The sequence below is a fragment of the Gemmatimonadota bacterium genome (assembly GCA_026705765.1).
Taxonomy (GTDB): domain Bacteria; phylum Latescibacterota; class UBA2968; order UBA2968; family UBA2968; genus VXRD01.
This window is the reverse complement of sequence record JAPPAB010000054.1, coordinates 85,408-111,664: the sequence shown is the minus strand read 5'-3', so window position 1 is coordinate 111,664 and position 26,257 is coordinate 85,408. Positions and strand designations below refer to the sequence as shown.

The 26,257-nt window shown below is 50.4% G+C and carries 23 protein-coding genes; 2 read left to right on the top strand and 21 right to left on the bottom strand.

Going from position 1 to position 26,257, the window contains the following annotated elements; translation table 11 throughout:
- Nucleotides 1-11: 11 nt before the first annotated feature.
- Genes pssA through truA form a run of 3 tightly spaced genes read right to left on the bottom strand, consistent with a single transcriptional unit; the run spans nucleotide 12 to nucleotide 2,626 of the window.
- Nucleotides 12-743 (bottom strand): CDP-diacylglycerol--serine O-phosphatidyltransferase, encoded by a 732-nt coding sequence (gene pssA / locus OXH16_06900; GenBank protein MCY3681106.1) that lies wholly within the window; start codon nucleotides 741-743, stop codon nucleotides 12-14.
- A gap of 21 nt (nucleotides 744-764) precedes the next feature.
- Nucleotides 765-1,874 carry a trypsin-like peptidase domain-containing protein gene (locus OXH16_06895; protein ID MCY3681105.1) on the bottom strand — a complete coding sequence of 370 codons (1,110 nt, stop codon included), beginning with the start codon at nucleotides 1,872-1,874 and terminating at the stop codon, nucleotides 765-767.
- A gap of 11 nt (nucleotides 1,875-1,885) precedes the next feature.
- The gene (gene truA / locus OXH16_06890) at nucleotides 1,886-2,626 is read right to left on the bottom strand and encodes a tRNA pseudouridine(38-40) synthase TruA (GenBank protein ID MCY3681104.1); all 741 of its coding nucleotides are present in this window, start codon (nucleotides 2,624-2,626) and stop codon (nucleotides 1,886-1,888) included.
- 329 nt (nucleotides 2,627-2,955) lie between these two features.
- On the opposite strand from truA, the gene OXH16_06885 reads away from it, so the two are divergent.
- Nucleotides 2,956-5,241 (top strand): DNA internalization-related competence protein ComEC/Rec2, encoded by a 2,286-nt coding sequence (locus tag OXH16_06885; GenBank protein MCY3681103.1) that lies wholly within the window; start codon nucleotides 2,956-2,958, stop codon nucleotides 5,239-5,241.
- Nucleotides 5,242-5,728: 487 nt separating this feature from the next.
- On the opposite strand, the gene OXH16_06880 is transcribed toward OXH16_06885, so the two are convergent.
- From OXH16_06880 to ggt, 17 genes are all read right to left on the bottom strand, one after another.
- The gene (locus tag OXH16_06880; GenBank protein MCY3681102.1) at nucleotides 5,729-6,697 is read right to left on the bottom strand and encodes an acetyl-CoA carboxylase carboxyltransferase subunit alpha; all 969 of its coding nucleotides are present in this window, start codon (nucleotides 6,695-6,697) and stop codon (nucleotides 5,729-5,731) included.
- Between the two features lie 13 nt (nucleotides 6,698-6,710).
- Nucleotides 6,711-7,916, bottom strand: coding sequence for a pyridoxal phosphate-dependent aminotransferase (locus OXH16_06875; GenBank protein MCY3681101.1), 1,206 nt, complete (start codon nucleotides 7,914-7,916; stop codon nucleotides 6,711-6,713).
- A gap of 60 nt (nucleotides 7,917-7,976) precedes the next feature.
- Nucleotides 7,977-8,219, bottom strand: a complete 243-nt coding sequence (locus OXH16_06870) for a hypothetical protein (protein ID MCY3681100.1) — start codon at nucleotides 8,217-8,219, stop codon at nucleotides 7,977-7,979.
- Between the two features lie 27 nt (nucleotides 8,220-8,246).
- Nucleotides 8,247-9,443: a bifunctional glutamate N-acetyltransferase/amino-acid acetyltransferase ArgJ gene (argJ, locus tag OXH16_06865; GenBank protein MCY3681099.1), complete on the bottom strand. Its 1,197-nt coding sequence runs from the start codon at nucleotides 9,441-9,443 to the stop codon at nucleotides 8,247-8,249.
- 41 nt (nucleotides 9,444-9,484) lie between these two features.
- Complete coding sequence (locus tag OXH16_06860) at nucleotides 9,485-10,153, bottom strand: DUF4276 family protein (protein ID MCY3681098.1); 669 nt, start codon at nucleotides 10,151-10,153, stop codon at nucleotides 9,485-9,487.
- Nucleotides 10,150-11,448, bottom strand: coding sequence for an AAA family ATPase (locus OXH16_06855; GenBank protein ID MCY3681097.1), 1,299 nt, complete (start codon nucleotides 11,446-11,448; stop codon nucleotides 10,150-10,152). Before OXH16_06855 ends, OXH16_06860 begins: the two co-directional genes overlap by 4 nt.
- Before the next feature lie 48 nt (nucleotides 11,449-11,496).
- Nucleotides 11,497-12,669, bottom strand: coding sequence for an aminotransferase class I/II-fold pyridoxal phosphate-dependent enzyme (locus OXH16_06850; protein MCY3681096.1), 1,173 nt, complete (start codon nucleotides 12,667-12,669; stop codon nucleotides 11,497-11,499).
- A gap of 20 nt (nucleotides 12,670-12,689) precedes the next feature.
- Entirely contained in the window at nucleotides 12,690-14,270 is a 1,581-nt protein-coding gene (gene cimA, locus OXH16_06845) for a citramalate synthase (protein MCY3681095.1), read from the bottom strand.
- 169 nt (nucleotides 14,271-14,439) lie between these two features.
- The gene (locus OXH16_06840; protein ID MCY3681094.1) at nucleotides 14,440-15,033 is read right to left on the bottom strand and encodes a 3-isopropylmalate dehydratase small subunit; all 594 of its coding nucleotides are present in this window, start codon (nucleotides 15,031-15,033) and stop codon (nucleotides 14,440-14,442) included.
- A gap of 15 nt (nucleotides 15,034-15,048) precedes the next feature.
- Nucleotides 15,049-16,446: a 3-isopropylmalate dehydratase large subunit gene (gene leuC, locus OXH16_06835; protein ID MCY3681093.1), complete on the bottom strand. Its 1,398-nt coding sequence runs from the start codon at nucleotides 16,444-16,446 to the stop codon at nucleotides 15,049-15,051.
- Nucleotides 16,447-16,633: 187 nt separating this feature from the next.
- Complete coding sequence (locus OXH16_06830) at nucleotides 16,634-18,190, bottom strand: 2-isopropylmalate synthase (protein ID MCY3681092.1); 1,557 nt, start codon at nucleotides 18,188-18,190, stop codon at nucleotides 16,634-16,636.
- A 232-nt stretch (nucleotides 18,191-18,422) separates the two neighbouring features.
- Entirely contained in the window at nucleotides 18,423-18,914 is a 492-nt protein-coding gene (ilvN, locus tag OXH16_06825; protein MCY3681091.1) for an acetolactate synthase small subunit, read from the bottom strand.
- Between the two features lie 379 nt (nucleotides 18,915-19,293).
- Complete coding sequence (locus OXH16_06820; GenBank protein ID MCY3681090.1) at nucleotides 19,294-20,043, bottom strand: RidA family protein; 750 nt, start codon at nucleotides 20,041-20,043, stop codon at nucleotides 19,294-19,296.
- 17 nt (nucleotides 20,044-20,060) lie between these two features.
- Complete coding sequence (locus OXH16_06815) at nucleotides 20,061-20,918, bottom strand: hypothetical protein (protein MCY3681089.1); 858 nt, start codon at nucleotides 20,916-20,918, stop codon at nucleotides 20,061-20,063.
- A 15-nt stretch (nucleotides 20,919-20,933) separates the two neighbouring features.
- On the bottom strand, nucleotides 20,934-21,479 hold the full coding sequence (locus tag OXH16_06810) for a YkgJ family cysteine cluster protein (protein ID MCY3681088.1): 546 nt from the start codon (nucleotides 21,477-21,479) through the stop codon (nucleotides 20,934-20,936).
- Between the two features lie 14 nt (nucleotides 21,480-21,493).
- Nucleotides 21,494-22,672 carry a mandelate racemase/muconate lactonizing enzyme family protein gene (locus OXH16_06805; protein ID MCY3681087.1) on the bottom strand — a complete coding sequence of 393 codons (1,179 nt, stop codon included), beginning with the start codon at nucleotides 22,670-22,672 and terminating at the stop codon, nucleotides 21,494-21,496.
- An 11-nt stretch (nucleotides 22,673-22,683) separates the two neighbouring features.
- On the bottom strand, nucleotides 22,684-24,321 hold the full coding sequence (ggt, locus tag OXH16_06800) for a gamma-glutamyltransferase (GenBank protein ID MCY3681086.1): 1,638 nt from the start codon (nucleotides 24,319-24,321) through the stop codon (nucleotides 22,684-22,686).
- A 179-nt stretch (nucleotides 24,322-24,500) separates the two neighbouring features.
- Between ggt and OXH16_06795 the strand changes: the two genes are divergently transcribed.
- Nucleotides 24,501-25,172 (top strand): response regulator transcription factor, encoded by a 672-nt coding sequence (locus OXH16_06795; protein ID MCY3681085.1) that lies wholly within the window; start codon nucleotides 24,501-24,503, stop codon nucleotides 25,170-25,172.
- A gap of 53 nt (nucleotides 25,173-25,225) precedes the next feature.
- Here the strand turns inward: OXH16_06795 and OXH16_06790 are convergent, their stop codons facing one another.
- A complete protein-coding gene (locus tag OXH16_06790; GenBank protein ID MCY3681084.1) occupies nucleotides 25,226-26,128 on the bottom strand; it encodes a phytanoyl-CoA dioxygenase family protein in 903 nt (300 codons plus the stop codon).
- Nucleotides 26,129-26,257: the final 129 nt, after the last annotated feature.

Here is a 26,257-nt window from a genome sequence, read left to right as displayed (position 1 = left end):
AAAGTGAATTTTTAGTCCCGTACATCTGCCACTTCGCGGTCTGTAATCGTGTAATACAACCATCTGAACAGACCAGATAAGGAAATGGCAAGTGCCATGGGAAAGAATACTTCATAAGTATAAAAAAACATGAGCACAATAATACATAGTAGAAAAATCAAGCGAACGCGGTCGCGTCTTGTTTCCATAGACAACCTCGAAAACGCACTGTACTCAATTGTGCTGATCATGAGAAATGAGAGCACAACACACAGGGCGATGGCAATATGAGGCGCATGAGTGCTACTCTGCCACACCCGTTCTGTAAAAAGAATATATGCGGCCAGAGTACCCGCTGCCGTTGGAATCGGGAGACCGGAGAAATTCTCTTTGTCAAAACCCTTTAATAGTGCGTTGAAACGCGCCAGCCTCAGAGCACCACACAGAAGAAACAAAAAGCAGACGCCAAAAGGCAACCAGCGAATGACCAGCAAGGTATCGAGATAGTACAGCATCAGCAGGGCCGGCGCCACGCCAAAAGAGCACACATCGACAATGGAGTCAAATTGGACGCCAAAGTTGCTGGACGTATGGAGATACCGCGCAACTTTTCCATCGCACGCATCGAGAAATCCCGCAATAACGATGAGGAGAGCTGCACCGATAAAACGCCCATTCACAGCGTAATACATAGATAAAAAACCACAAAACAAACTGCTAATGGTAAACAGGCTGGGCACGGCTGCTTTGGCATTCACATTCATTGACACGACTCCAATCGGGGATTACTCGTTGCGCGGGTCGGCTTCTAAGACGAGTTGGGTATCAAATACGCGGCCTCCCCGACCACGCATAATTTTGAGATTAAATATATCGCCAACAGCCGCGTACCGAAAAGCATCTACGACATCATCTGCACTACTTGTATGTTTATCGTTGACCATCACAATCACATCGCCAGGCAACAAACCAGCGCTTTCACCCGGGCTGAGGGGATCAACGACGGTAATCAAAACACCTTTCAGTGTCTGAACCCCCAGGGTGCGAGCAATGTGCGAGTTGAGATTGTGAATATCCAGCCCGGTCCAGAACTCGCGACTACCCTGGTCAATGAGCTGACAGGCCACCTGGATTGCGCGGTCAATAGGCACGGCAAAACCGATACCCAACGACCCGCCCTGTGAAAAAATAAATGAATTAACGCCAATAACGCGACCGAGACTATTCACCAGAGGGCCGCCGCTGTTGCCCGGGTTAATTGAAGCATCCGTTTGAATCATGCCTTTGTAGGCGCGTTCATTTTGTTCCGGACGAACAATGCGATCTACTGCACTGATAACACCAACCGTAACGGTGGGATTGAGATCTTCAAAGTGCAAGCCAAAAGGATTTCCAAGCGCGATCGCCCATTCGCCAATAATAACGCTCTCAGATGTCCCAATCTCGGGGACATAGAGGCTATCGGCATCAATCTGCACAACTGCGAGGTCCCATTGGCGATCTATAAAAACGTCGAGAACATCAAAGCGACGACCGTCGGGAAAGATTACAAAAATTTCCTGAGCACCATCGACAACATGGCTGCTGGTCAGAATATAACCATCGGTCTGAATCACGAACCCCGAGCCAACTCCGGGAATCCGCTGCCTGTCGGAAAAAGGCTCAAAGGGTTCAAAAAAACGATCGGGATATCGGGGATAATCCCGATCGTAAACCGTATTGATGCTAACGACTGCTGGCGCCACATTTTCAATCGCTCGAACAATGGCATTTCGGCGCGACGTCTCAATACTTGTGCTCACCGCGCTCGTGTTGGACGAAGACCGATTGAGCAAGGGAAATAATGCCAGGCCAATGCACAGGCCCAATAGCAAAATCAGCAGAGGGTGCTTCACGGCACTCATCCTCACGGGAGTTCATCGTCGTAAATCACCCTTTCGAGAAACAAGCCCTGGGCAGGAGCGGATTCTCCGGCACTTTGGCGGTTGCGAGCACAGAGAATATCGCGCATAGATTCGGCTGGTCGCGCCCCTCGGCCCATTTCTACGAGGGTGCCAACGATACTGCGCACCATTGCGCGTAAAAAGCGATCACCGGAAATATGAAATGTGAGTTCGTCACCCTGCTGTTGCCAATCGCAGGTATAGACCTGACAGACTCGATTTTCTTTTTCATCGGCCGCCACGCAAAAGGACGTGAAGTCATGCCGACCAATGAGAGTTTCGCTCGCCCGTTTTATCACATCCAGGTCGAGTTTGCGACGTATATACCACGCATAGTGCCGGCCGATGGGCTGTTTATTATATCGGATGCGATAAAAATAATGGCGGCGCTGGGCATCAAAACGCGCGTGAAAGTCAAGACCGACATAATCGGCCCTCTTGACGGCAACATCGGGCGGCAACATGCCATTGAGCGCGTGCTGCAGACGATCGAGCGAAATATCGCGCGTGGGCGTGAAATTGACAACCTGCCCGAGTGCGTGAACGCCCGCATCTGTGCGACCAGACGCCGTAACCGGGATCGGTGCACCATAGAGTTGCTCAAGGCGTGCCTGAAGGTCGCCTTGGACCGTGCGCTGGTCGGGCTGAATTTGCCAGCCCTTAAAGTCGGTTCCATCGTATTCGAGCGTCAGGCGAATCTGCATGATAACGGCCCGCACCAAACGCGAAGAGAGAACGATCCCAACGCCCACAAAAAGCATACAGTTAAAACTCAGTTTCGAATAGTTTTGCAAATATACCATCTCACATGGGTAAAGTCAATGACGAAAAGGGGGAAACATTTTTTTCAGACAAGTGAACAATTCTTTCCACAAATAGCGAAATAAGCACGCCATGAGAGATGGCACGAAAATTGCCACAATACGGGTTCGAGAAAGGAAAAATCATGAGAAGACCCGCATTGTGGACTGCGCTGTACTTTGCTTTGGGAATCGGCTTACACAGGTATATTGGGGTGTTCCCAGTCCCCACCATGCTCTGTGCCTTTGGTGTTATTTGCATTTGTGGCGCGGGGCTTTGGTGGCAATGGAATAAGGGAAAAATGAGCATCCTTTTTGCGAGCCTTCTCATTTTGCTGGGTACATTGAGAAGCGCGCAGAGCCTGGAACGCGCTGTAGATCACTTTGCCCAGTTCTTACCTGCAGACCGCACACTTGTCGAAGTCGAGGGACTGGTCTCATCGGACCCCGAAAACATCAACGGCGATTATCGCATCGTCTTTGACGTACTTCAACTCGTCGTCCAGGACACGGTACGCGCTGTAAGTGGCAGGGCACTAATCAGGTTTAAAGCGGACACTGCATTACCCACCTACAGGGATCGAATGCAATTGCAAATCCAGCTTTATCAACCGGATCCCCCGCGAAATCCGGGCGCATTTGATTACCGAGAATTCCTGAAGCGAAGGGGCATAGATGCTCTGGGCACGGTGCAAAAGCCCTCTCAGATTCTTGCACATCAACGGGAAAAAGATGACTGGTGGGCGCAGATCGTATTACCCGTCAGAAATCTCATTCGCCAGGCAATTGAGCAGAACCTTTCCGGCGGGCCTGCTGGCCTCTTAAAAGGGGTGCTTTTGGGTGCAAAGCACGCCGTGCCCGAAGAAGTCAAAACCGCATTCACGCAAACGGGTGTCAATCACGTCTTAGCGGTGTCTGGACTTCACGTGGGATTGATTGCTGGAGCTGTATTTTTCTCGCTAAAGATACTGGGAATCGGGCGAGGTATCACTGCTGCATTGACAATCTGCGCGCTGGTATTTTACGCGCTGATAACCGGGTTGCCACCTTCAGTCGTGCGCGCTTCGACAATGGGCTGTGTGGCACTCCTGGGCCTGGTGGGACAACGCGATATAGACGGTGGAAACATCCTGGGCATAGCGGGTTTGGGGTTGTTAATCGCTCGACCACAGGATTTATTCGATGTGGGTTTTCAACTATCATTTGTAGCCACAGGCGGCATTTTAATCTTTTATCGGCCACTGCGCGATTTGTTGCCCCGAAAAAAGGGATGGTACGATACCTGTATCGCAGGGCCGCTGGCTGTTTCTCTCGCTGCTCAAGCAACGACCCTTCCCTTTATTGTGGCATATTTTGGGCTGGTATCGATCATTGGCTTGATTGCAAATTTAATTGTCGTACCGCTCATAGGTATTGGCGTTGGACTGGGACTCCTGACGGTATTGGCTTTCGCCTGTTGGGAACCCATAGCGACGGTATTAAACGCCGCGAATTGGCTCATTTTGAGCACGGCAATCAAATGTACAGAATTTATGGCCGAACCAGAGTGGGCTGCCTTTGAAATAGCGCGTCCTTCCTGGGTTATCTTTGCAATTTATCTGGTCCTGATACCTCTGATTCACCCGACTGCCAGACGCCTCTGGAGTACCTATTGTCTCATAATCGCCCTTGTTCTGGCAAATATCGGGATTTGGAAAAATATCTGGCAAACAGAGTCAGCCCTTGAAGTCTATTTTCTCGATGTCGGTCAGGGCGACGCTATTTTTTGCAAATACCCGAATGGGCTAACACTCCTGGTCGATGGTGGTATTCGCACGCAATACACCGACATGGGAAAACGCGTGATTCTGCCATTTCTCAAAAGTCAGAGTATTGACCACATCGATGTCGTGGTTGGATCTCATCCACATGCCGATCATATTGGCGGCCTGATCTCCGTTTTGGAACAAATGTCGGTAGGTCATTATCTCGATGCGGGACAGCACGTCAATTCTTTTACAGGCAAACGGCTTCAAGAGGTCGTAAAGACACAAGGCATCAAATATCATACTGTGGCTGCGGGAGATAGTCTGGTGGGTATTGGCGGTTTGGTACTGCATCCGACACCGGCTTATGTTTCCAACTCGGGACCGGCACCTGATGGCGTGAACAACGGTTCGGTCGTCATTCGAATCGTCTATCGGGGAACATCGATATTATTGACCGGAGACATAGAGCACGAGACAGATGGCGACCTGATGCGCTGGGGACCTCGCCTGCGCTCAGATATCCTCAAAGCAGCGCACCACGGCTCGCGCACTTCTTCGACACCCGAGTTTCTCGCGGGTGTCAATCCCAGCGTTGCGGCCATATCATGCGGAAAAAACAATAAGTTTCGGCATCCTTCGCCAGAAGTTGTGCAGCGCTTTCACGAGATGGGGATACAAATTTGGCGAACCGATCATTCGGGTGCAATCGCGGTGAGAATAGATCGCGGACACATCGATATCGTGCCGTGGATAAAGAATAATGAACCTTAGGCATTGTTGGGCAAAAACAAAGAAAAAAGCGATCCAAATAGGATCGCTTTTTTGTTGAGGTGGATGAAGGGGTCTTTCCCATCAACCTTCGCTGATTGGGGTGCACCAAAATAGGGATGTGGTTTCTTCAGTTGTCGGCCAGTACCATAGTATTATCTCCCCCGGTAATACCATAGTTTGACCGTTAAAGGCCAACCCAAATTCCTCCTGGACCAATTCAGGGCTGGAAGGTTAGAGCAACCTCCATCCACCTAATATAAAAATACCTATAACCATATTAAAAATATAAAGATACATCAGAAATTTCTTCCGATGCACACATAGAATATATATAGTGAAAGTCCGCTCGTCAACTACTAAATTGCCCTTTAATGTCGTTTTTTTTTGAGTGATTGAAATAAGGTCTTGAAACTTAATAACATTGCTATCTAAAAAAAATTTTACGGGATTTTCTCGCACGGATATTCGGGCTGAATGTACGATCTCGCTATCTATGAGATTCTTCCCAAATCCCCATCCGATTGAATTTTTCAACCCGCAATTTTGGAAGATTTTCAGCGGGTATTTTAACAATCTCTGCAAAAGCGTCTGAAACGGCTTCTTTGAGATTTTGCGCGACCAGATCAAAGTTGCGATGTGCTCCCCCATAAGGCTCTGGCACAATGCTGTCAATGACACCGAGGTCCAGGAGATCATCAGCCGAAATTTTCATGGCTTCTGCGGCTTCGGTGCGTTTGTCGCGGTTGCGCCAGAGAATGAGCGAACAGGACTCGGGATTGATCACGGAATACCAGGCATTTTCGAGCATGAGTATTTGGTCTCCCACCCCAATACCCAGTGCCCCCCCGCTCGCACCCTCACCTATAATAGCAACGACAATGGGAACAGGTAGCCGTGCCATCTCAAAAAGGTTACGAGCAATGGCTTCTGATATGCTTCGCTGTTCCGAGGCCAGTCCTGGAAACGCGCCCGGCGTATCGATCATACAAAGCACGGGCCGACCAAATTTGGCAGCCAATTGCATCAACCTCAGGGCTTTGCGATATCCTTCAGGATGGGGAAGGCCAAAATTGCGCTTGAGATTCTCGCGTGTATTGCGCCCTTTTTGTTGCCCGATAACGACGATGGGTTGGCCTTCAAAATACGCCAATCCCCCGACAATCGCCTGATCATTTCCACTACAACGATCCCCATGTAGTTCAATAAAATCAGACGTTATACGGTCGATATAGTCCAGCGAATAAGGCCGCTGAGGGTGGCGCGACAGCTGGTATTTTTGCCATCGCGTGAGATTGCGAAAAATCTCGCGTTCGAGTTTCGCGTGGCGTTTCTCGAGAACTTCAATTGCATCAGTAACATCCAGACCTTCCGCTTTGGCTCGTTTCCGAAGCGCGGCGATTTTCTCCTCCAACTCGGCCAGTGGCTGTTCAAAATCGAGATAAGATCGGTCGCTCATGAATGATCGTCCTTTATAAAAGTGCGGTCAAAGCCGCTTCAATGCGGTCCATGCCCCGGGCGATATGCTCGGGTGACGCAGCATACGAAAACCGCAGATACCCCGGCGCTCCAAAACCCGTGCCGGGAACGCAGGCAACACGCGCTTCTTCAAGCAGAAAATTGCAAAGCTCGACATCGCTGTCAATACGCCCGCAAGATGACGACTTGCCAATGTATTCAGAGATATCGGGAAAAACATAAAACGCGCCCCGGGGCATATTGCAAGATACGCTCGGCATCTGATTGAGACGAGAAACAATTTGATTGCGTCGTTTAACATAAGCACGCCGCATCACTTCGACACAATCTTGGGGTCCTGTAAGAGCCTCCAGCGCGGCGTATTGGGAAATCGAACACGTATTCGTGGTCTCCTGAGTCTGCACCTTAATCATAAGGTCAATCAAATTCTGGGGACCTGCGCCATACCCAACGCGCCATCCGGTCATCGCATAGGATTTTGATACCCCATTGACAGTCAGCGTTTTATCTGCCAACTCGGGCAACAAAGCGGCAATAGACACATGCTCGGCATCTCCGTAGAGAAGCTTTTCGTAGATTTCATCGGCAATCACATAAATATTAGCACCCGCAATCACATCGGCCAATGCATTCAGGTTCTCACGAGTATAAACACTTCCCGTGGGATTACAGGGACTGTTTAAGAGCACAAATTTTGTTCTCGAAGTAATGGCATCCTGGAGTTGCTGTGCCGTCATGCAAAAATCCGAATCTTGCGTAGTAGGCACAATGATCGGATTGCCACCCATTAAGCGCACCTGATCGGCATAACTCGTCCAATAAGGAGCGGGAATAACGGCCTCATCCCCCTCCTCTATCAAAGCGATAATAGCATCAAAGATCGTTTGTTTTGCCCCACACGTCACGATAATTTGTGGGGGAACATAATGCAAATTATTGTCGCGCTCAAACTTGTCGCATATCGCGTCTTTGAGTTCGAAAATGCCCGACGCGGGATTGGTATATCGCGTATGGCCCGCATTAATAGCCCGAATCGCAGCATCTCTTATATGTTCAGGGGTCTCAAAATCGGGTTCCCCTGCAACGAGAGAAATGAGATCAACGCCCTGTCGTCTCAGTTCTCCTGCCCTGGCAAAAGCCGATACCGTCGCAGAAGCCTGAATATTGAGAACGCGCTGTGTAAAGAAAGATTTGGGCATAAAAAGCAACCACAGATGAACACGGATGGACACAGATGACACAATCAAAGCGGCCAATTTTTAGAGATTCGTCTTTAGATTCACATAATTTGCCAGCTTAATGCCCTTAGAGACTTCAGTCTTATATGAATCTGAAAGTCCGGATTTTTTGACCAGTTCTTGAACCGAAACGCCGCGTTCCTTTAATGCGTTAATTTCTTCGGCGTATTTAATTCCAAACAAATGAATGAATGTTACGGCCTCACCTTTCGGTGCATTGTTGTACATATAACTCAGTTGCTCTGCAGCTTGTTTGAAGTCCATACGTTTGCCCCTTTAAAACAAAAAATTTCATGTCGTGTATTCGGCATTTATACGGACATAATCATAAGTCAGATCACAGGTATAAATGGTAGCCGATGCCTCGCCGATATTCAGATTGATATCAATATCGATATCGGAAGCACCCAGAGCTTCGATAGCGTGGCCCTGGTCAAAAGGAAGACCACTACCATTATCATAAATGGGGATGCCAGCCATTGAAACGGCTGTGCGGTCGGGATCAATGTCAACGCCAGCATAACCCGCTGCACACAAAATTCGCCCCCAATTGGGATCGCGTCCAAAAACAGCGGTCTTGACGAGATTTGAATTGGCGACAGACAGCCCCACAGTGCGTGCATCGGCCTCGGTACCTGCACCATCAACGCGCACAGTGATAAGTTTGGTCGCCCCCTCGCCATCGCGAGCAATTTGTTTGGCCAGACTAATACAGACTGCATTGAGCGCGTCCTGGAAGGTACAGAGGTCTTCGCCTGCGAGTTCGCTCTTCCTCGCCGCGCCATTTGCCAGAGCCAGAACTGTATCATTGGTACTCATATCGCCATCAACAGTAATGCAATTAAAAGATTGTGTAACAGCTTCACAAAGCGCGTCCCGGAGTACCCCTGGGGAAAGCGCTGCATCCGTGAGCACAAAAGCGAGCATAGTCGCCATATTGGGCGCAATCATACCCGCGCCCTTGGCGATCCCGGCAATGGTAATTTCACAGCCATCTATTTCACATCGCACAGATGCTTTCTTCGGCACGGTATCAGTCGTCATAATCGCCTCTGAAGCATCGTCCCATCCCCCAACATCGAGTTGCGGAATGATATTTCGGATACCCGTTTCAAGGCATCCCATCGGCAAAGGCACACCAATAACCCCCGTCGAATTGACCAGCGCGTCTTCTGGTGCAATATCCAATCCACTGCCCACCCATTGCGCCATCTGCCGCGCATCGGCCATGCCCTGGTCTCCAGTACACGCATTGGCATTTTTGCTATTAACCACAACGACCTGCGCCCGTCCATTTTGCAAATGCTCCCTATTGAGATGCACGGGTGCTGCACACACGCGATTGGTCGTAAACATCCCCGCTGCCGAAGCCGCTCGATCAGAGACAATAAGCGCGAGATCTTTCTCATCCCCATCTTTGAGACCACAATGAAGTCCGGCGGCCGTATAACCTTTTGGGGGATAGATGGTATTTTCTGTAATGTTCACAAAACACCTCAATTGTAGTAATTTCGAAATATCTCTCTGTCTCAGTATCCAGGTACCTTGGTCTTTTCGCCAATCCAATCAATCATGTTACGGAATGCCGGGCACTGTTCCGCCACCTCTCGCAAGTCTGCATTTCTGAGAATGGCAGGACCATCCTCTACATCGTTGTAGGACTTCCCCTTGCGATATTTGGAAAAAAGTTCCTCAACGATTCGTTTGGGAGGCTTGCTTTGGTTCTGATCTTCTGGAGGTAACCGCCAAACGCTAAGTTTGTCCTGCGTCTTGAGTCGAGATTGAAGTTGACTCGTCGCGGCAAGGAGCAGCACTTCCAAATCGTGTTTCAACGCACTGGCATAAAAACGGGCCATGTGGCTGTCCACATCCGCCCCTCTAACCTTTTGTTGCAAGTGTTGTTTCACCAGGCGCGTTTGAACGCCTTGAAGCTCTTTCAGATTGTTGTGCCTATACTCCGTATTCGCATAGTTTTGATTTGGATAGAGATCGGGTAAGCCCACAACCAGATCGCCTGGATCATTTAACAATTTCTCGGTCACTCGATGTCCAATTTTTATGAAATAGTTGGACTTGTTTTCAAGATGTATTAGCTGAATGCCCCAGCCTTCATTCCTGAGTTTCTCCTTCCAGCCGCTCCACAATGCCGACAATGCACCAACATCCGATTTCCCTTCCACATAAACCCACACCTTCATGCGCCAGCCTCCAGTTCGCCGGAGCGATGAAGATCACCCAGAGTTTCGCTTGAAACATCTTTAAGCATTTGCACAAGTGTCTTGCGATTCGCGGGACGATGCCACACGACCTTTGCATCATCTGCATTCCGCGCCATAACGGCAACATCAGCTATGTCGAAGCAGTTGAGCAGATCTGGGCTATGCGTCGTCACGAGCACCTGTGTGCGCTCCGCAGCTACCTTGATCATTCCTGCCACAATCGGCAACAGACCGGGATGCAGACCCAATTCCGGTTCATCAATCGCTACTAACGGCGAAGGTCGAGGATTTAACAGAGCTGTCGCCAGGCAAAGAAAACGTACCAAGCCGTCGGATAATTCTCCCAACTCCATAGAGCGGGACATGCCCTTCTCGCGCACCCCCACGATCACTTGTGGCGGCGTTCCATACGTGGTATCGCAATGAATTTCCTCAAATGCAGGATAGGCTACGCGCAGAAAATCGCGCAACTCCTCTGCTGCAGAACGGTAATCATAGCGGGTCAGGATTTCGTGCAGCACAGTACCCAAGTTATCGCCGTTAGCCGATAATGTCGTAACCGGCTTGATATCGGCGGCCCTGGTACGAAGCGCGGAAGACCGTGTTACATCGAAACCCGGATAGAACGCCATGTTTGCCAATAGAACGCGTACCAAGGAGGGAATGGGAAACTCGTTGAAGAAGCGAATTTGTGAAAGCAACAACGCTGGCTCCTGTTGTGCAGGTTGGTGGAGACCACTTTTCGAGATAGCTTCCGCCGAATCGGACTCGCGGACGCCATCAGGCGGAGGTTGTGCTTCATCAAACGGTACCAATTGGCGTTGTTTTCTGTCAAATATGCGTCGTTGATCCGGAGTTGCTTCCAGCAATGTGGAGGAATCGCCATATCTCTTCATTGGTTCTCGATACCTGAGAACCTCGTATTGCGGGTACATCTGGCTCTGTGCATCGGCCTGGAGAACGACCTCGTACACCAGGGACTGTCCCTTTGCCAATGGAACAGTATTCCACGGAGTCGCCGCGGACTTATGAAAAGTGATCTTCCATGTCAACCGTCGATTTTTGTTTCCTACTGTAAGAAGAGATGCTGCCCTCCCATGCCAACCCATTGCGGTATTTACCGGAACCGCGCTACAATCGGCAATCAGTTGCAAACAATCGATCAGCGTACTCTTGCCAACGGCATTCGCGCCAATGACCACTGTCAGCGGGTTGAGGTCGGCCTCAAACTCGTCGAGAAGCCGGTACCCCCCGATCTCGATTTGTGTAATCATGATCTATTACCCTGTTTTCACCGGGACAAGCCTGTATTTGCTTTTTTATTAAAAAAGCGCGCGTTTGACATTGCGAACAGCCTGGCGGATTCGGTGTTCATTTTCGACCAGAGAAATGCGTACATAGCCCTCGCCCATATCGCCAAAACCAATACCGGGAGAAACCGCGAGTTCGGCCTCTTCCATGAGCTTGAGGGAAAAATTCATAGAACCGAGATACCGATACTTTTCTGGAATAGGCGCCCAAACAAACATCGACGCTTTGGGCTTGTTGACGGGCCAACCGATGCGATTGAGACCTTCTACCAGCGTATCCCTGCGACTCTGGTACCTGGCGGCTGATTGCTGCACGCAGTCCTGCGGACCATCAAGCGCGGAAATTGCAGCGACCTGTATGGGAGTAAAAACGCCGTAATCGTAGTAATTTTTGATCACGGAAAGCGCTTTAATCACCTCCGGATTTCCAAGACAAAACCCCACGCGCCAACCAGCCATATTATAGGACTTGGACATCGTGTAAAATTCAACCCCCACATCTTTCGCACCCTTAACCTGTAAAAGACTCGGCACCACAGTATCGTCAAACGCAATATCCGAATAGGCCATATCGTGAATAACAATGATATTTTGACGGCGGGCAAAATCCACAATCTCCTCAAAAAAAGAAATATCAACAGTAGCTGTGGTGGGATTGTGAGGAAAATTAAAAATCATCACTTTGGGTTTGGGCCACAACTCCCGCGAAATCATTTGCAGATCGGGCACAAATTCCTTTTCCGGACGCAATGGCAAGCTGAAAACATTGCCATTGGCAATCGCGACACCATAAAGATGCAGGGGATACGCCGGATTGGGCACAATGGCGAGATCGCCTGGATCGAGAAGCGCGAGACAAATATGCGCCAGCCCCTCTTTTGAACCAATCGTGACAATAGCTTCTGTTTCCGGATCGAGATCAACGCCAAAACGGCGTTTGTAATGGCGACAAATCGCCCGCCTCAAAGCCGGAAGACCCGCCGATGGCGAATATCCATGCGTCTTGGGGTCGTGGACAACCTCGGTGAGCTTGTCAATAATATGTGGCGGTGTCGGCTGGTCGGGATTGCCCATGCCCAGATCAATAATATCAACGCCCTTGCGCCGCAGGTACATCTTACGGGCATTGACCTCGTGAAAAACATAGGGCGGCAACCGTTCAATGCGACGAGAATTGATTTGCATACGATACTCTTTGAAAAGGGTCAGTCAACGACAATGATGCCATCGAGTAGCAATTTATAAGTCAAACTATCGACCAGTGCTGTCCAACTGGCTTCGATGACATTTTCAGATACACCCACAGTACTCCACACGCGCCGCCGGTCAGAAGACTCGATCAGCACCCGCACTTTTGCCGCAGTACCATCGGCACTGGATAACACGCGCACTTTGTAGTCTTCCAGGCGCACATCTTTCAGCATGGGATACACGCTTTCAAGCGCCCGGCGCAATGCCGTGTCGAGGGCATTGACAGGACCATCGCCTTCACCAACCGTGTGGTAGGTCTGTCCTTCAATTTCTATTTTCACAATGGCTTCTACTTCAGATCCTGCAGCACTTTTGCGATTGATCGTCCTGTAATTGATGAGCTTGAACGGTTTGCGAATACTGCCCAATATCTGACGGGCAATAATTTCAAACGACGCTTCGGCGGCTTCAAAAACATAGCCCTCGTATTCGAGTTGCTTAATTTTTTGCAGCAATTTCTGGACAGTTGGATGGCGCTTGTCCAACCCCGGAATCAGATGGTGCAATTTTGCAGCAACAGCCCCGCCACCCGATTGTTCTGAAAGCAGAAAACGGCGCTGATTGCCCACAGATTCCGCATCGCAGTGTTCATACGCGACGGGTTGTTTGAGCATCGCATCGACGTGAACTCCCGCTTTGTGAGCAAAAGCACTCTCGCCCACATAAGGTTGGCGGTGATCGTGATAGACATTGGCGATTTCGCTCACAAAGCGCGATAATTCCATGAGCTTTGTGAGATTTGTCGCGCCAATCGCTGTCTTCCCCAGCTTAAATTCAATATTTGGAATCACCGAACACAGATTGGCATTGCCACAGCGCTCTCCATAACCATTGATAGTACCCTGCACATGCGTGGCGCCCATTTCGAGTGCGACAATACTATTGGCCACAGCCATTCCCGCGTCATTGTGCGTGTGAATACCCAGAGGCACATCGAGCCTGGGTTGAATATCGCCGATAATCTCCTGTATCTGATATGGCATCGTACCGCCATTGGTATCGCACAAAACGAGCACCTCTGCCCCGCCTGCTTGTGCGGCCAACAAAGTTTCCAGCGCGTATTCGGGATCGGCTTTGTAACCGTCAAAAAAGTGTTCGGCATCGTAAATAACTTCACGACCATTTTCCTTGAGCCAGGCGCAGGAATCCCTGATAATTTGCAGATTTTCGTCCAATGTTGCCCGCAATACATCGGTCACGTGAAGCGTCCAGCTTTTCCCAAAAAGCGTGATGACCTCTGTTCCTGCCTTGAGCAAAGTAGTAAGAGTGGGATCGTCTTCGGGCGGATTGTCAACTCTGCATGTACTGCCAAAAGCGACAATTTTGGTATTGTGAAAATCGAGATCGCGCACGCGGTCAAAAAATTCGAGATCCTTGGGATTCGTCGGATTGGGCCAACCGCCTTCGACATAGTGAATGCCCATCACATCGAGATGCTGTGCAATCACGGTTTTGTCTTCAGCGGAAAACGAAATACCCTCTGCCTGCGCACCGTCTCGAAGGGTCGAATCGTAGATTTGTACAAGTTCAGACATGTGACTTCCTCTGGTTTGGAATTAAAAAAGAGCGATCATGCAAAACGATCCAATACCCAAACCAATGGCCTCCGGGCAACGAGTGCCCGGATAATATCTCCTGCCTGTTCGCATGTGAGAATACATAATGACTCGCAAAAACGCCCGCGAGATGCGGGCGTAGAAAAGATTAAAAGCCCGTAACATAGGGAAGTTTATCAGCAACCTCCCGCACCGCACCGCGGCCTTCGAGGAGCATGCCCGTTGCATCCCACGCACCCTCAATGAGTTGGAGCCGATTGCCTTCTGCAATCTGCAGATCGACTTCTATATCGCCAAATGTTAATTTTTTTTCTTTTAAATCAACAGTCATTTCCCGTTGCGGATCTGCTTCGGCCGCATCCTGTATTTTGACAATATCCCCGGTCAAAGCCGTCAGACAAGGCATGCCCATAGCCGTGCAATTGCCCAGAAAAATTTCTGCAAAAGATTCGCCCACAATGGCACAAATTCCCCAGCGCATCAGGGCTTGAGGCGCGTGTTCCCTCGAAGATCCACACCCAAAATTGCCATTGGCGATGAGTACGGATGCACCCTGATAGCGCGGATCATCAAATGGGTGATCGGGATTTGATTTGCGGTCGTCTTCAAATGCGTGCTCACCCAGGCCGTCAAACGTGATAGCGCGAAGATATCGCGCGGGAATAATGCGATCAGTATCGATATCATTTCCCCGAACGGGAATCGCGCGCCCTTCTACCTGCTGGATCACAGATGAATTCATAAATAAGTCCTTCCTTTACATCACGCGAACGTCAATAACCTCACCCGCGATAGCCGCGGCTGCGACCATTGCGGGACTCATCAAAAGTGTGCGTCCCGTGGGGCTGCCCTGACGCCCTTTGAAATTGCGATTACTCGACGATGCGCACACTTCGCGTCCCTGCAATTTATCGGGATTCATAGCCAAACACATCGAACACCCCGCACCGCGCCATTCAAAGCCCGCATCTTCAAAAATGTGGTGCAAACCTTCCGCTTCGGCTGTCTTGAGAACGGACTTAGACCCCGGCACGACCAGCGCTTTGACGCCATCGGCCACCTTGTGACCCTCGACAACTCTGGCAGCTTCTCTGAGGTCAGAGATACGGCTGTTGGTACACGATCCCACAAAAGCCACATCAATGGGCATACCAGATATGGCCGTACCCGGCTTTAAGTCCATATAATCATACGCTTCGGCTGCAACATCGCGCTCATCATCGGGCAAATCTGTCAGAGCCGGTACCTTTTCTGTTACAAAGAGCACCTGCCCCGGCGTGATGCCCCATGTCACAGTAGGCTCAAGGGCAGAGCCATCGAGATGATAAACATCGTCGTAATCGGCATCGGCATCCGAAGCCATAGAGCGCCACCAGGAAACCGCGCGATCAAAGGCTTCTCCCGAAGGCGCATACGTGCGCCCCCGCAAATAGTCAAACGTCGTCTGATCGGGATTCACATACCCTGCGCGGGCACCGCCTTCAATGGACATATTGCATACCGACATACGCGCTTCCATGTCCATAGCTTCAATAGCGGATCCGGCATATTCGTAAGCATAGCCCGTACCGCCTTTTACGCCGAGATTGCGAATAATATTGAGAATAACATCTTTGGCGTAAACCCCATTGGCCAGCGTACCGGAGACTTCAATACGACGCACTTTAAGGGGATCCATCGCCAAACATTGTGTGGCGAGCACATCGCGCACCTGCGAGGTGCCAATACCAAATGCAATAGCACCATAAGCACCGTGCGTTGAAGTGTGACTATCGCCGCAAGCAATGGTCATCCCCGGCTGTGTCAGACCCAATTCGGGACCAATAACGTGGACAATACCCTGACGATCGTCGTCGAGACCAAAAAAAGAAAGGCCGAACTGTTGGGCATTTTCTTCGATGGCGATCATCATGTCCTCCGCCATCTCATCGGCAAATGGACGGGCAACATCGCTTGTGGGCACAATGTGATCAACCGTGGCAAATGTGCGTTCTGGATACGCAATGGTGAGACCGCGTTCTCTGAGCATATCAAAAGCCTGCGGACTGGTAACCTCGTGAACGAGATGCAGGCCGATAAACAACTGCGTCTGCCCCGAAGGCAGCGTTCGCACCGCATGCGCATCCCAAACTTTGTGAAATAAACTTTGACCCATCTATAACCTCTATTCTTAAAACCCTTTGGAACCACAGATAAACACAGATGAACAGGGATAAAAAAACAAAAGCACTGGATTCCGGCTTTCGCCGGAATGGCATTCGCAGCCCTTTTCTCAAATCTTATCGCTCCGATCCCCAATTGCGGCCCATCTGTGTCCATCCGTGTTCATCGGTGGTTGCTTTTCAAACGGTTGGTTCTCTCTCCTTGTGATTATCTTGCTGAATGACCAGGCGATTGAGCGCATCGAGAAAAGCTTTGGCACTGGCTTCGATAATATCGGTTGAAACGCCACGTCCCCTGATTATTCGACCATTGCACGACACATTGACCGTGACTTCTCCCATCGCTTCGGCACCCCCGGTAACGCCGCGGATAGTATAATCTTCCACTTTTGTATTTGTATTATCTGTGGCTTTCTTGATCGCCCGATACGTTGCATCTACCGGCCCATCGCCCCAGGCAGATTCCTGAACGTGGTTTTTACCGTCAATACCAATGCGAACCGTCGCAGAGGGAACCGTACCAGTACCACTTACAGTATGCAAATAGTCCAGCACGAACCGCATGGGAAAGTCTCGAATTTCATCTTCCACAATAGCCATGAGATCTTCGTCATAAACTTCCTTCTTCTTATCGGCAACCTTAACAAAACGCTCATAAGCGATATTTAATTCATCCAGATTGAGATGATAGCCGAGCTCTTCCAGGCGATGGCGCAATGCGTGGCGACCAGAACGCGCCGTGAGCACAATACTCGACTCTTCCCACCCCACAGATTTGGGATCGATAATTTCGAAATTTTCGCGGTCTTTGAGCACCCCATCCTGATGAATACCCGAACTATGTGCAAAGGCGTTGGCTCCCACAATGGGCTTGTTGGGCGGAACGACAATACCCATGAGGCGGCTGACCAGACGGCTCGTATTTACGATCTCGCGCGCCTTGATATCCGTATAGAGATCAAAATAATCCCCGCGCGTCTTGACGGCCATAACCACTTCTTCAAGCGAGGTATTGCCCGCCCGTTCACCCAACCCATTCACCGTGCATTCGACCTGACGCGCACCATTTCTGAGTGCTTCGAGAGCATTGATAGTCGCCATGCCCAAATCGTCGTGGCAGTGGACACTGATAATGGCGCGATCGACATTGGGCACTTTCTCGCAAATATTGCGGATAATACGACCAAACTGGTCGGGAACTGCGTAGCCCACGGTATCGGGAATATTGATGGTTGTCGCACCCGCTTCAATAGTAGCCTCAATCACGTCGAGGAGATATTGCGGATCTGTACGCGCAGCATCCATCGGCGAAAACTCCACATCGTCGCAATGCGACCTGGCTCGCGCAACTGCATCAACAGCCATTTGCAGAACTTGATCGGGCGTTTTGCCCACCATGGAAATATGAAGCGGAGAGGTCCCAATAAACGTGTGTATGCGTGGATTTGGCGCACCTTTCAAGGCTTCACCTGCGCGGTCAATATCTTTGAAAATTGCACGAGACAGGCCACAAATAACAGGGCCTTCGACCTCGTGTGCAATACGCCGCACCGCATTGTAGTCCTGATCGGACGATATGGGAAATCCGGCCTCGATAACATCGACATTGAGCCGCGCGAGTTGATGGGCAATTTCAACCTTTTCGCGCAACGCGAGCGAAGCCCCCGGCGTCTGTTCCGCGTCTCTCAAAGTAGTATCAAAAATAATGACGCGGTCTTTGTTTTTCACATTTGACATTGTTATTCCCTAAAACATGCCAGAATCGAAGTGGAAATGGGCAGATGGAACGCTCTGGCGGTCTATCCCCATCTGCCAAACGAGAGCGAGTTCTTCGGTAAGATCACCGAGATCGGGATCCATCTGCATCACCTCCTTGTGCGAATAGACGAATAGACGAATAGACGAACACCACCCTGCCCCTCAAAGTCATCATTAGCCTCTTTCGTTGATTCGTTGATTCGTTGATTCGTCATTGTGTCGCGGAGTCTCGCAACAGGGCAACCGTGCCTGTGCGCGCGATTTCTTCGATGCCAAAAGAACTGAGCATGCCAATAATAGCCTGAATTTTATCATTTTTGCCCGTAACCTCTATGGTCATCGATCTGGGACATACATCGACGATATTTGAGCGAAACACCTCGGCAATTTGGATAATTTCTGCACGCGTTGTTGTATCCGCTTTGACCTTGACCAACATGAGTTCGCGTTCGACAAATTGGCCCTGCGTAATATCGATCACGCGAATGACATCAATAAGGCGGTCCAATTGCTTGACCACTTGCTCGAGCACGCTATCGTCGCCACCGACGACAATAGTCATGCGAGAAATACTCGGGTCTTCTGTCTCGCCAACGGACAGACTATCGATATTGAATCCGCGACTGGAAAAAAGGCCCGCAACGCGACACAGAACGCCAAAATGATTTTCGACCAGGGCACTTATCGTGTGTTTTTGAGTCATTAAACATTTCCCGAATACATGAAGTGACAACGACCTATGAGTAAATCACAGGCTCTGTCCTTTTATAGGTGCTGTCGCAAGAGTTGGGGAAAGAGCCTGAAACTAATGAATGATAATAGATAGAAAAAGGCTCACGAGCAGGAGAAGGTGCAGAACGATCAGAACTCGCCCTGCAATAGAAAGGCGCAAAGAACGGATACGCAGTTGTACACCGTCTCGCATTGTGGAAATCGCCAATGTAGAAATTGAGCGCATAATAGAAGACTTGGAAAAAGAAGTAATAATGTATTTTAGACTAAACAACTTACGCAATCTCAGTGGAATATGTCAAGAAAAAATATCATTTCGCAGCCAGCCAGCCCCATCCCTACCCGTGATCTTATATCACAAAGTCCCGCCGCACCCCTCGCATATCCATCTCAAATTCAATATCGACCACTGGCGGCCGGGTAAAGTGCCAGCGGAAACCGTGCCGTCGGACTGGCCCAATGCGATTGAACAAAATATCCTCTACCAGGCCGTCCAGAGAATGCACCGTGTACACATCCACCGCATTGATCATCTCCCATGCCCCACCCAGACCAAACAATCGCTCGACCATTACATCCACCACATAACCAACCTTCTCCCGCATCGCTTCTGCACTGGTATCCCCACTGCGGACAATCCCCTGCTCCAATAATATCCCCTCGCGCAATTCCCCTGCCCCGGCGATCACCAGAGTCCGGGGTGTATCAGTCGCTGCCGGCACCGTATAGGAAAATGCGTGCAGCACCGGTTCCCCCGGCGGATCGAACAGCGGTGCCACATTGGTGCGAGCTACTGGATTCAACTCTCCCACGTACAGGTCCCATGCCTTGAGCACCTGACAATAATCCCGATTGAAAGCGATAAACCCCGCCATAGTAAAAGGCGCAGGCGAACGCAACTCCATGCCACACAATGCCTGTCGATCTCGCCCGACCTCCTGCAAATACGCCTCGACCCGATCAAACCCCTGCCGCCAGGGCACCGCCTGTTCCAGTGTCACATGAACGATCTCCCAGCCGGGATCGGCAATAACGCCGCAAGAGTAAGGGTCAATACCCTTGAGAAAGTGGTAGTGTCCTTCAGCCTTAGCAATCAACATGATAACTCTCTGTACAATTACAACCGCCCATTCGCCCGCAGCGTCAGCAATGTTCCCAACGTCACCCAGCCGCGCCATTCGAGTTCGCAACCCGGACTCACGGCTTGCCAGGTAATATTCCACCCACCATCTCCTTGTTGTCCCGCAACAACTGCATCGAGATTTGCCGCAACATCTTCTTCTCGAAAGTACTTGCGAAGCGAATGATCGGGCGTATTCGCCCAATCGAGTGGTTTGCGGACATAGCCCGTGGCATTTGCATCGGCAACGAGACCCGCAGAAAACATCCCACCGATCAGACGCTCAATTTCGCGCTCTGCGCGCGCCCGGTCCGGCACATAATAGAGAAAAGTCAACACCACACCCATTTCGTGCATCTCTACGGGTTGCAAATCGGCTATCTTTGACCAGCAGTACGCGGTCGCGCGATCTACCCATACATGTCGAACGCAATTCTTGTGTAACAAACCGACAATTGCAGCCGTTGGATTCAGAGACGCTGGTGGATTTTCAACTGTATTCCACCAGGATGCTCGCGGATAGCGATGTGCAGAAGGCAATAACCAGGGAACACCGCCTTCGGGCGTCGCAATCGCCATCAAATAATTGCAGGCGCGCTGCACCACATCGGCATCAAAACCCACGGCATCGAGAAACTCAAGCGCGTGTTGCACCGGCACGGGTTGACTTTCTGGACAGCGAATATCCGGTTCGAGGGCATGCCCAAATCCGCCATCTTCATTCTGATAGGCGCGAAGCGCTGTCAGCACCTGCTCCCGCGAACCCCCTTTGAAATGATAGGCAAACAACTGTCGCTCGAGCAGTCGCGCATTGTTATAGATAAACTCTTCAGCGCGATCAAAAATATTATTCATAGACTATCTTCTCTTTCACTCCAACCCAATAAATTTGAGAAACGTCTTTTTTCCACCCGTCTCTTTGCGCGCGTTCCACGCTTCAACTCTGGCATAATAGGGTTCTTCTTCCCACGTCTCCCATTTTGCAATAGCCTTAATCTCACCCAATGGCGTGTACCCGTCGAGTTCATATGGACAATCGGTAGATTGGCTAATGCTAAGCAACTCGATATCGCCCTCTTCGTCAAACTCGAGATCAAATGGATACCTTCGGCAAGTCACCGGGCGATAATCGTAGATAGTACACAAATCGTCTTCCCCCAGATATTGGCATCCACTCTCGGTTCTACGCAATCCCATAATGCGCTGGCCAGACTTCAAACGTATCCAGCCGGGTTGATCTTCGCCCCATTCAATCTCACTCGGCTTATAAAAATCGACAACATCACAAGCCGCCTGATCTGTGCCCTCAATAATGCGGCGCACATCTTCGTCAGTAACCAGAACAATGGGGTCTCGACAGCAATTTCCACAGCGAGTGCAGCGAAACTTGAGCAAGTGTCTCCACTCTTGCGCCATATCGTCTCCAATGATTATACGACCTTTTGCTCCAACCAGTCTTTCGTGATTTCAAGACCAAAACCGGGGGCATTGCTCGGAATGAGATAACCGTCTTTGATCACGGGGGTTCCCGGCAGCGCGACGCGTTCTTCAAGCGGGACGCCCGGAGGCGACACCCCTTCGGAACGCTCGCCCCACTGTATCGCTGGCATAGCATAAGAAAGGTGCTGACCGTAGGGGTAATTCATGCCCGCGTGGCTGATAACCGTTAGTCCATGCGCCTCGGCAATATGGCATATCCGCATCAAGGCCGTCACACCACCTGCCCACTGAATATCGGGTTGCAAAATATCGACAAGCCCCTGGCTCGCGGCTGTGGCAAAGGGATGGATGGTGTACCAGTGCTCACCCGTTGCGAGAATCTGCCCGGGAACGCGTTGGCGCACTTTCATATAGCTTTCCATATCTTCGGGCAGCACATAGTCTTCAAGCCACTTGAGACGATACGGTTTGAGAGCCTCGACGAGGCGAACCGTGTACTCGACGTTGAGCGACATCCACGCATCGAGCATGAGTTCGACATCATCGCCAATCTGCTCGCGCGTTTTTGCAACCAGTTCTTCAGTCTTATTTATTCCCTCAATACCGGACTCCGGTCCATATCGCGCAAAGAGCTTGACCGCCTTGAACCCCAGTTCGAGAAACCATTCAATACTATTTTCCGTACCATAAGATATATCTGTATTGCTGGCATAACAGAAAATTTTGTCTTTTTGAGGACCGCCCAAAAGCTCGTAAACAGGACGCTGCAAAATTTTTCCTTTCAAGTCCCACAGAGCATTATCCACAGCACTGATGGCATAGCTGGACAAACCCGCCGTGTGATAAGGCGAAGAAGCCCGACGCATCATATCCCATAACTTTTCAGTCGCCATGCAATTTTGCCCTTCGAGCAAAGGGGCAAAATGATCGTTGATAATACTGAGCACCGGACCACTGTGATTGGTAAATCCCACCCCCCATGTGCCGTCTTGCGCGGTCACAACACAGGCCGTGCGCGTCCAGCTTGTATTCCACTCCGATCTTTTGAACTCGGAATATCGCGCCATAGGGCTGATAAACCCATCTGTAGGCAACTTCGGGACGCGAGGTTCTGTTTTTTGAACGGGAGAAATATCGACGGCAACTGCGCGAATATCTTTGATTTTCATAATCCTTCCTCTTAAAAAGCAATGGCATATCCATCTCGCCTGGGATCTGAACCGCCCATCAGAGTGCCGGTCTCGGAATTGAACTGAATAGCCTGAGCATTTCCCGGCCCACCCCAATTTGAGAGGTAGCGAAGGTCGTGACCTTTCCGAGCCAGAGCTTCGCACTCGATTGTAGGAAAACGGCTTTCGAGTTGAAGCACATCTTCGCAGGTATGGGGAACCGTGGATTCCATAGGATTTTGCAGAGAACGCCAGCGGGGGGCTTCAACAGCCTCTTGAGGCGTCATACCAAATTCCAGAATATGTGTCACCAGTTGCAAATTCGTCTGTACCTGTGTATCTGCGCCCGGCGTACCGCATATCAAAACGGGCTTGCCGTCTTTCGCGACAATAACGGGGTTCATAGTATGGCGAACCCTCTTTCCGGGCATCAGACAATTGGGATGATCTTTTTCCAGATGCCAGTACGTCATGCGGTTATTGAGAAGAATACCCGTATCTCCTGCAATAAGACTTGAACCCCAGCCAGATTGAATACTCTGCAATTGACAAACCGCGTTGCCCTCGCCGTCAGCTACGCAAAAACAGGTGGTATCCTCGACCGATTCCGGGATACCGGGCGGAACGTGGATAGCAGCGCGTTCGAGATCGATGCACGCAGCGCGTTCTTTTGCATAATCTTTCGAGAGAAGTCCTTCAATCGGCACATTGATCCAATCTGGATCAGCCACGTATTTTTCGCGGTCTGCAAAAGCGAGTTTTTTGGCTTCGACCATAAGGTGGATACTCTCGGCAGTATTGCATCCCAGTGCTCGAAGGTCAAAATTTTCGACAATATTGAGTTCTTGAAGTAAAATATGCCCACTCGAATTGGGAGGCGTTTCATACACCGTATAATCTTTGTAAGTCACAGCAATGGGATCCCCAATACGGGCGCAATGGTTTTTCAAATCAGCTTCGGTAAACAACCCACCTCGCGACTGGCTGAATGCAACAAGTGCCCGGGCTATTTCACCCGTGCGATAGGCGTCGCGGCCCTCTGCGGCGATTTTTCGCAAGGTCTTACCCAGGTCTTTCTGATAGACAATATCCCCGGCACTGAGAGGCTGACCATCATTTGTAAAAACCGCCCGTGTATATGGATCGGAAGCAAAGCGTTTTGTCTCCCCCCGCAAGCTATTCGCCAATTTGTGACTGAGCGGAAAACCGTCTTCACAAAAGGCGATTGCCGGCGCAAAAATCTCTTCGAGCGAGCGCGTGCCAAAGTGCTCGTGAGCAACGAGCCAGCCATCTACCAGACCGGGAATAGAAACACTCAAAATACCTTTCATCGGGATACCACCGCGTTTGAGATAAAATTCTCGGGTCGCACCCGTTGGGGCTGCGCCAGTGGCATTGATCGCAGATACGGTCCCCGTCTTAGCCGAGTAAATTAAAATAAAACCATCCCCCCCTGCGCCTGAAGATTGCGGTTCAACCACGCCGAGCGCAGCGGCCGTGGCAATGGCGGCATCAATGGCATTGCCCCCCGCCATCATAACCTGAATACCTGCTTGAGAAGCGAGATGGTGTCCCGATGTGACCACGCCGTTCCTACCCATAACGGACGGCCTGAAAGCGGGATGAGCAATTGCATGAGGAGAAGACATAATGTACTCCTGAGGCGATTTTTAATTAAAGTGTTTGCTACTCCCTATTACAAGCGCCTGCGTGCGTATTCTTATATACGCCTTGACAAAATTCTTTGAGGACACTAATTTGCAATATCTTTTGGCTCTAAGTAATGGGCGCATTAAACTGCATAACATCCTGTTTCTTCTTAATTTTAATGGCAAATATTCTTCTTCTCGCAGACGAAGCCTACGGCGCGCGTCTCAAATCAGACCTCGAATACATCGGGCATCAGGTCGAACATGTGATCCTGAGGGGACGGAGCAATTTGCCTCCCATACCTGCCAACGGCATTGATTTAACCATCATTGATCCCGAATCCTCCCTCGATCGCCTCGCACAGACCATTGCGCACCTGCAACAACAGCGCTCTGCCAACGACGGTTCCCTGCTCGTCATCACCGATGAAATGACCGCACTCAACCTCGATTTTTCACTCGGCATTTCAGATTTTGTCATCAAGCCCTATAGCCTGCGCGAGTTCGAAGCCCGCCTGCGCCTGGCTCTTTGGAACGACGACCAGCCCCCCGACGATCACACCCTCAAAATAGACGACCTCGTCATCAATATGGCGCGCTACGAAGTGCGCGTCAAGGGCAGTGTTGTCGAACTCACACTCAAAGAATACGAACTACTCAAACATCTGGTCACACACGAAGCCCGCGTATTTACCCGATCGGACCTGCTCGACAGCATCTGGGGCTATGACTATTACGGCGGCATGCGCACCGTTGACGTCCACATTCGCCGCCTGCGCTCCAAACTCGGCGAATCGGGCAAAGCCATTACCACAGTACGCGGTGTCGGCTACAAATTTGATCCCTCCTGACAAACCCCAGAAGCTCGTTCCTGGTTTTTTTTAGGGGTCACAATATCCTGTGCTCACCTCTGTGCCCAGGCTCGCAACGGAACATCATCCCAATTTTTTGTCAGCCAGTATTGTGACGAAGGGTGAAAATCTGGTTCTGGACCAAGCGGGTCTTTCCCCGATGCCAGCGCGCCCAACAACTGGCGCCGAATGGGCGAACTCCGCTCGATGAGCGCGGCATCCTGCTCGATATAATCAGTTGGACGAAGCCACCGATAATTATACCCCACATGCATAATCTTTCGCGTTTTCCTCGACAAATTGGGACCCACGCAGTGCCAAACAGCGGTTCGCCACAACACCGCAGAACCAGCCCGCAACTTGAGCTCGACCGCCTCTTCTGGATTGACCTCGCGCCCCATTTCCCGCAACTCTTCGGGCTTGCGCTTGTGACTACCCGGCACCAACCACAAATTGCCACAATTGGATTCGGTCATATCGTAAAGCACGTAAAAAACCTTGATCTCCATAAATGGGAGACGCCCATCCAGCGAAGGTCCCAGAAATAGCATATCGCTTGCCAAATCGGGATGCCAGGCCACATTGCGGTACCCCACCTCCTGATCTTCGCCCTTGCCAACGCCAACATCGCCTGCTTTCAAACCCTCGGGATACGGCGGTCGATAATCCAGATGCGTGGTTCGGATCTGAATATTCCAGCCAATCGCATCCACCACCAGAGGCAACATGCGCGGATGATCAATCAAATCGAGAAACGCCTCGTGTTGCGACAGGGCATTGCGCACGGCAAAAGGATCATCAGGACCCAGGCCCTCGGCCTCTCGAACCCGCTCTGCCACCTCATCAATAGCCAGCAAAAGCCGATTCACCTCGTCCTGAGTAAAAAAATCCTCGAGAATAACAAATCCCTTCTCATCAAAATCTCTCTCTTGCTGCTCTGTCATCGCAAGAGCCATAAATCCCTCCTTAACCTGCATATCCAGGTATTTCACCAAAGACTATTTCACGCCGAATATACTCATCACCTGTGAATAATTCAAGACACAACTAATTCAAAAAACTTCCCAACCGCAATAAAATAAGCC

Excerpts from the sequence above, each read along its gene's own strand:
- pssA (MCY3681106.1), bottom strand. The coding sequence starts at position 743 with ATGAATGTGAATGCCAAAGCAGCCGTGCCCAGCCTGTTTACCATTAGC.
- truA (MCY3681104.1), bottom strand. The coding sequence starts at position 2,626 with ATGCAGATTCGCCTGACGCTCGAATACGATGGAACCGACTTTAAGGGC.
- OXH16_06885 (MCY3681103.1), top strand. The coding sequence starts at position 2,956 with ATGCTCTGTGCCTTTGGTGTTATTTGCATTTGTGGCGCGGGGCTTTGG.
- OXH16_06880 (MCY3681102.1), bottom strand. The coding sequence starts at position 6,697 with ATGAGCGACCGATCTTATCTCGATTTTGAACAGCCACTGGCCGAGTTG.
- OXH16_06875 (MCY3681101.1), bottom strand. The coding sequence starts at position 7,916 with ATGCCCAAATCTTTCTTTACACAGCGCGTTCTCAATATTCAGGCTTCT.
- OXH16_06870 (MCY3681100.1), bottom strand. The coding sequence starts at position 8,219 with ATGGACTTCAAACAAGCTGCAGAGCAACTGAGTTATATGTACAACAAT.
- OXH16_06860 (MCY3681098.1), bottom strand. The coding sequence starts at position 10,153 with ATGAAGGTGTGGGTTTATGTGGAAGGGAAATCGGATGTTGGTGCATTG.
- OXH16_06855 (MCY3681097.1), bottom strand. The coding sequence starts at position 11,448 with ATGATTACACAAATCGAGATCGGGGGGTACCGGCTTCTCGACGAGTTT.
- OXH16_06850 (MCY3681096.1), bottom strand. The coding sequence starts at position 12,669 with ATGCAAATCAATTCTCGTCGCATTGAACGGTTGCCGCCCTATGTTTTT.
- cimA (MCY3681095.1), bottom strand. The coding sequence starts at position 14,270 with ATGTCTGAACTTGTACAAATCTACGATTCGACCCTTCGAGACGGTGCG.
- OXH16_06840 (MCY3681094.1), bottom strand. The coding sequence starts at position 15,033 with ATGAATTCATCTGTGATCCAGCAGGTAGAAGGGCGCGCGATTCCCGTT.
- leuC (MCY3681093.1), bottom strand. The coding sequence starts at position 16,446 with ATGGGTCAAAGTTTATTTCACAAAGTTTGGGATGCGCATGCGGTGCGA.
- OXH16_06830 (MCY3681092.1), bottom strand. The coding sequence starts at position 18,190 with ATGTCAAATGTGAAAAACAAAGACCGCGTCATTATTTTTGATACTACT.
- ilvN (MCY3681091.1), bottom strand. The coding sequence starts at position 18,914 with ATGACTCAAAAACACACGATAAGTGCCCTGGTCGAAAATCATTTTGGC.
- OXH16_06820 (MCY3681090.1), bottom strand. The coding sequence starts at position 20,043 with ATGTTGATTGCTAAGGCTGAAGGACACTACCACTTTCTCAAGGGTATT.
- OXH16_06815 (MCY3681089.1), bottom strand. The coding sequence starts at position 20,918 with ATGAATAATATTTTTGATCGCGCTGAAGAGTTTATCTATAACAATGCG.
- OXH16_06810 (MCY3681088.1), bottom strand. The coding sequence starts at position 21,479 with ATGGCGCAAGAGTGGAGACACTTGCTCAAGTTTCGCTGCACTCGCTGT.
- OXH16_06805 (MCY3681087.1), bottom strand. The coding sequence starts at position 22,672 with ATGAAAATCAAAGATATTCGCGCAGTTGCCGTCGATATTTCTCCCGTT.
- ggt (MCY3681086.1), bottom strand. The coding sequence starts at position 24,321 with ATGTCTTCTCCTCATGCAATTGCTCATCCCGCTTTCAGGCCGTCCGTT.
- OXH16_06795 (MCY3681085.1), top strand. The coding sequence starts at position 24,501 with ATGGCAAATATTCTTCTTCTCGCAGACGAAGCCTACGGCGCGCGTCTC.
- OXH16_06790 (MCY3681084.1), bottom strand. The coding sequence starts at position 26,128 with ATGGCTCTTGCGATGACAGAGCAGCAAGAGAGAGATTTTGATGAGAAG.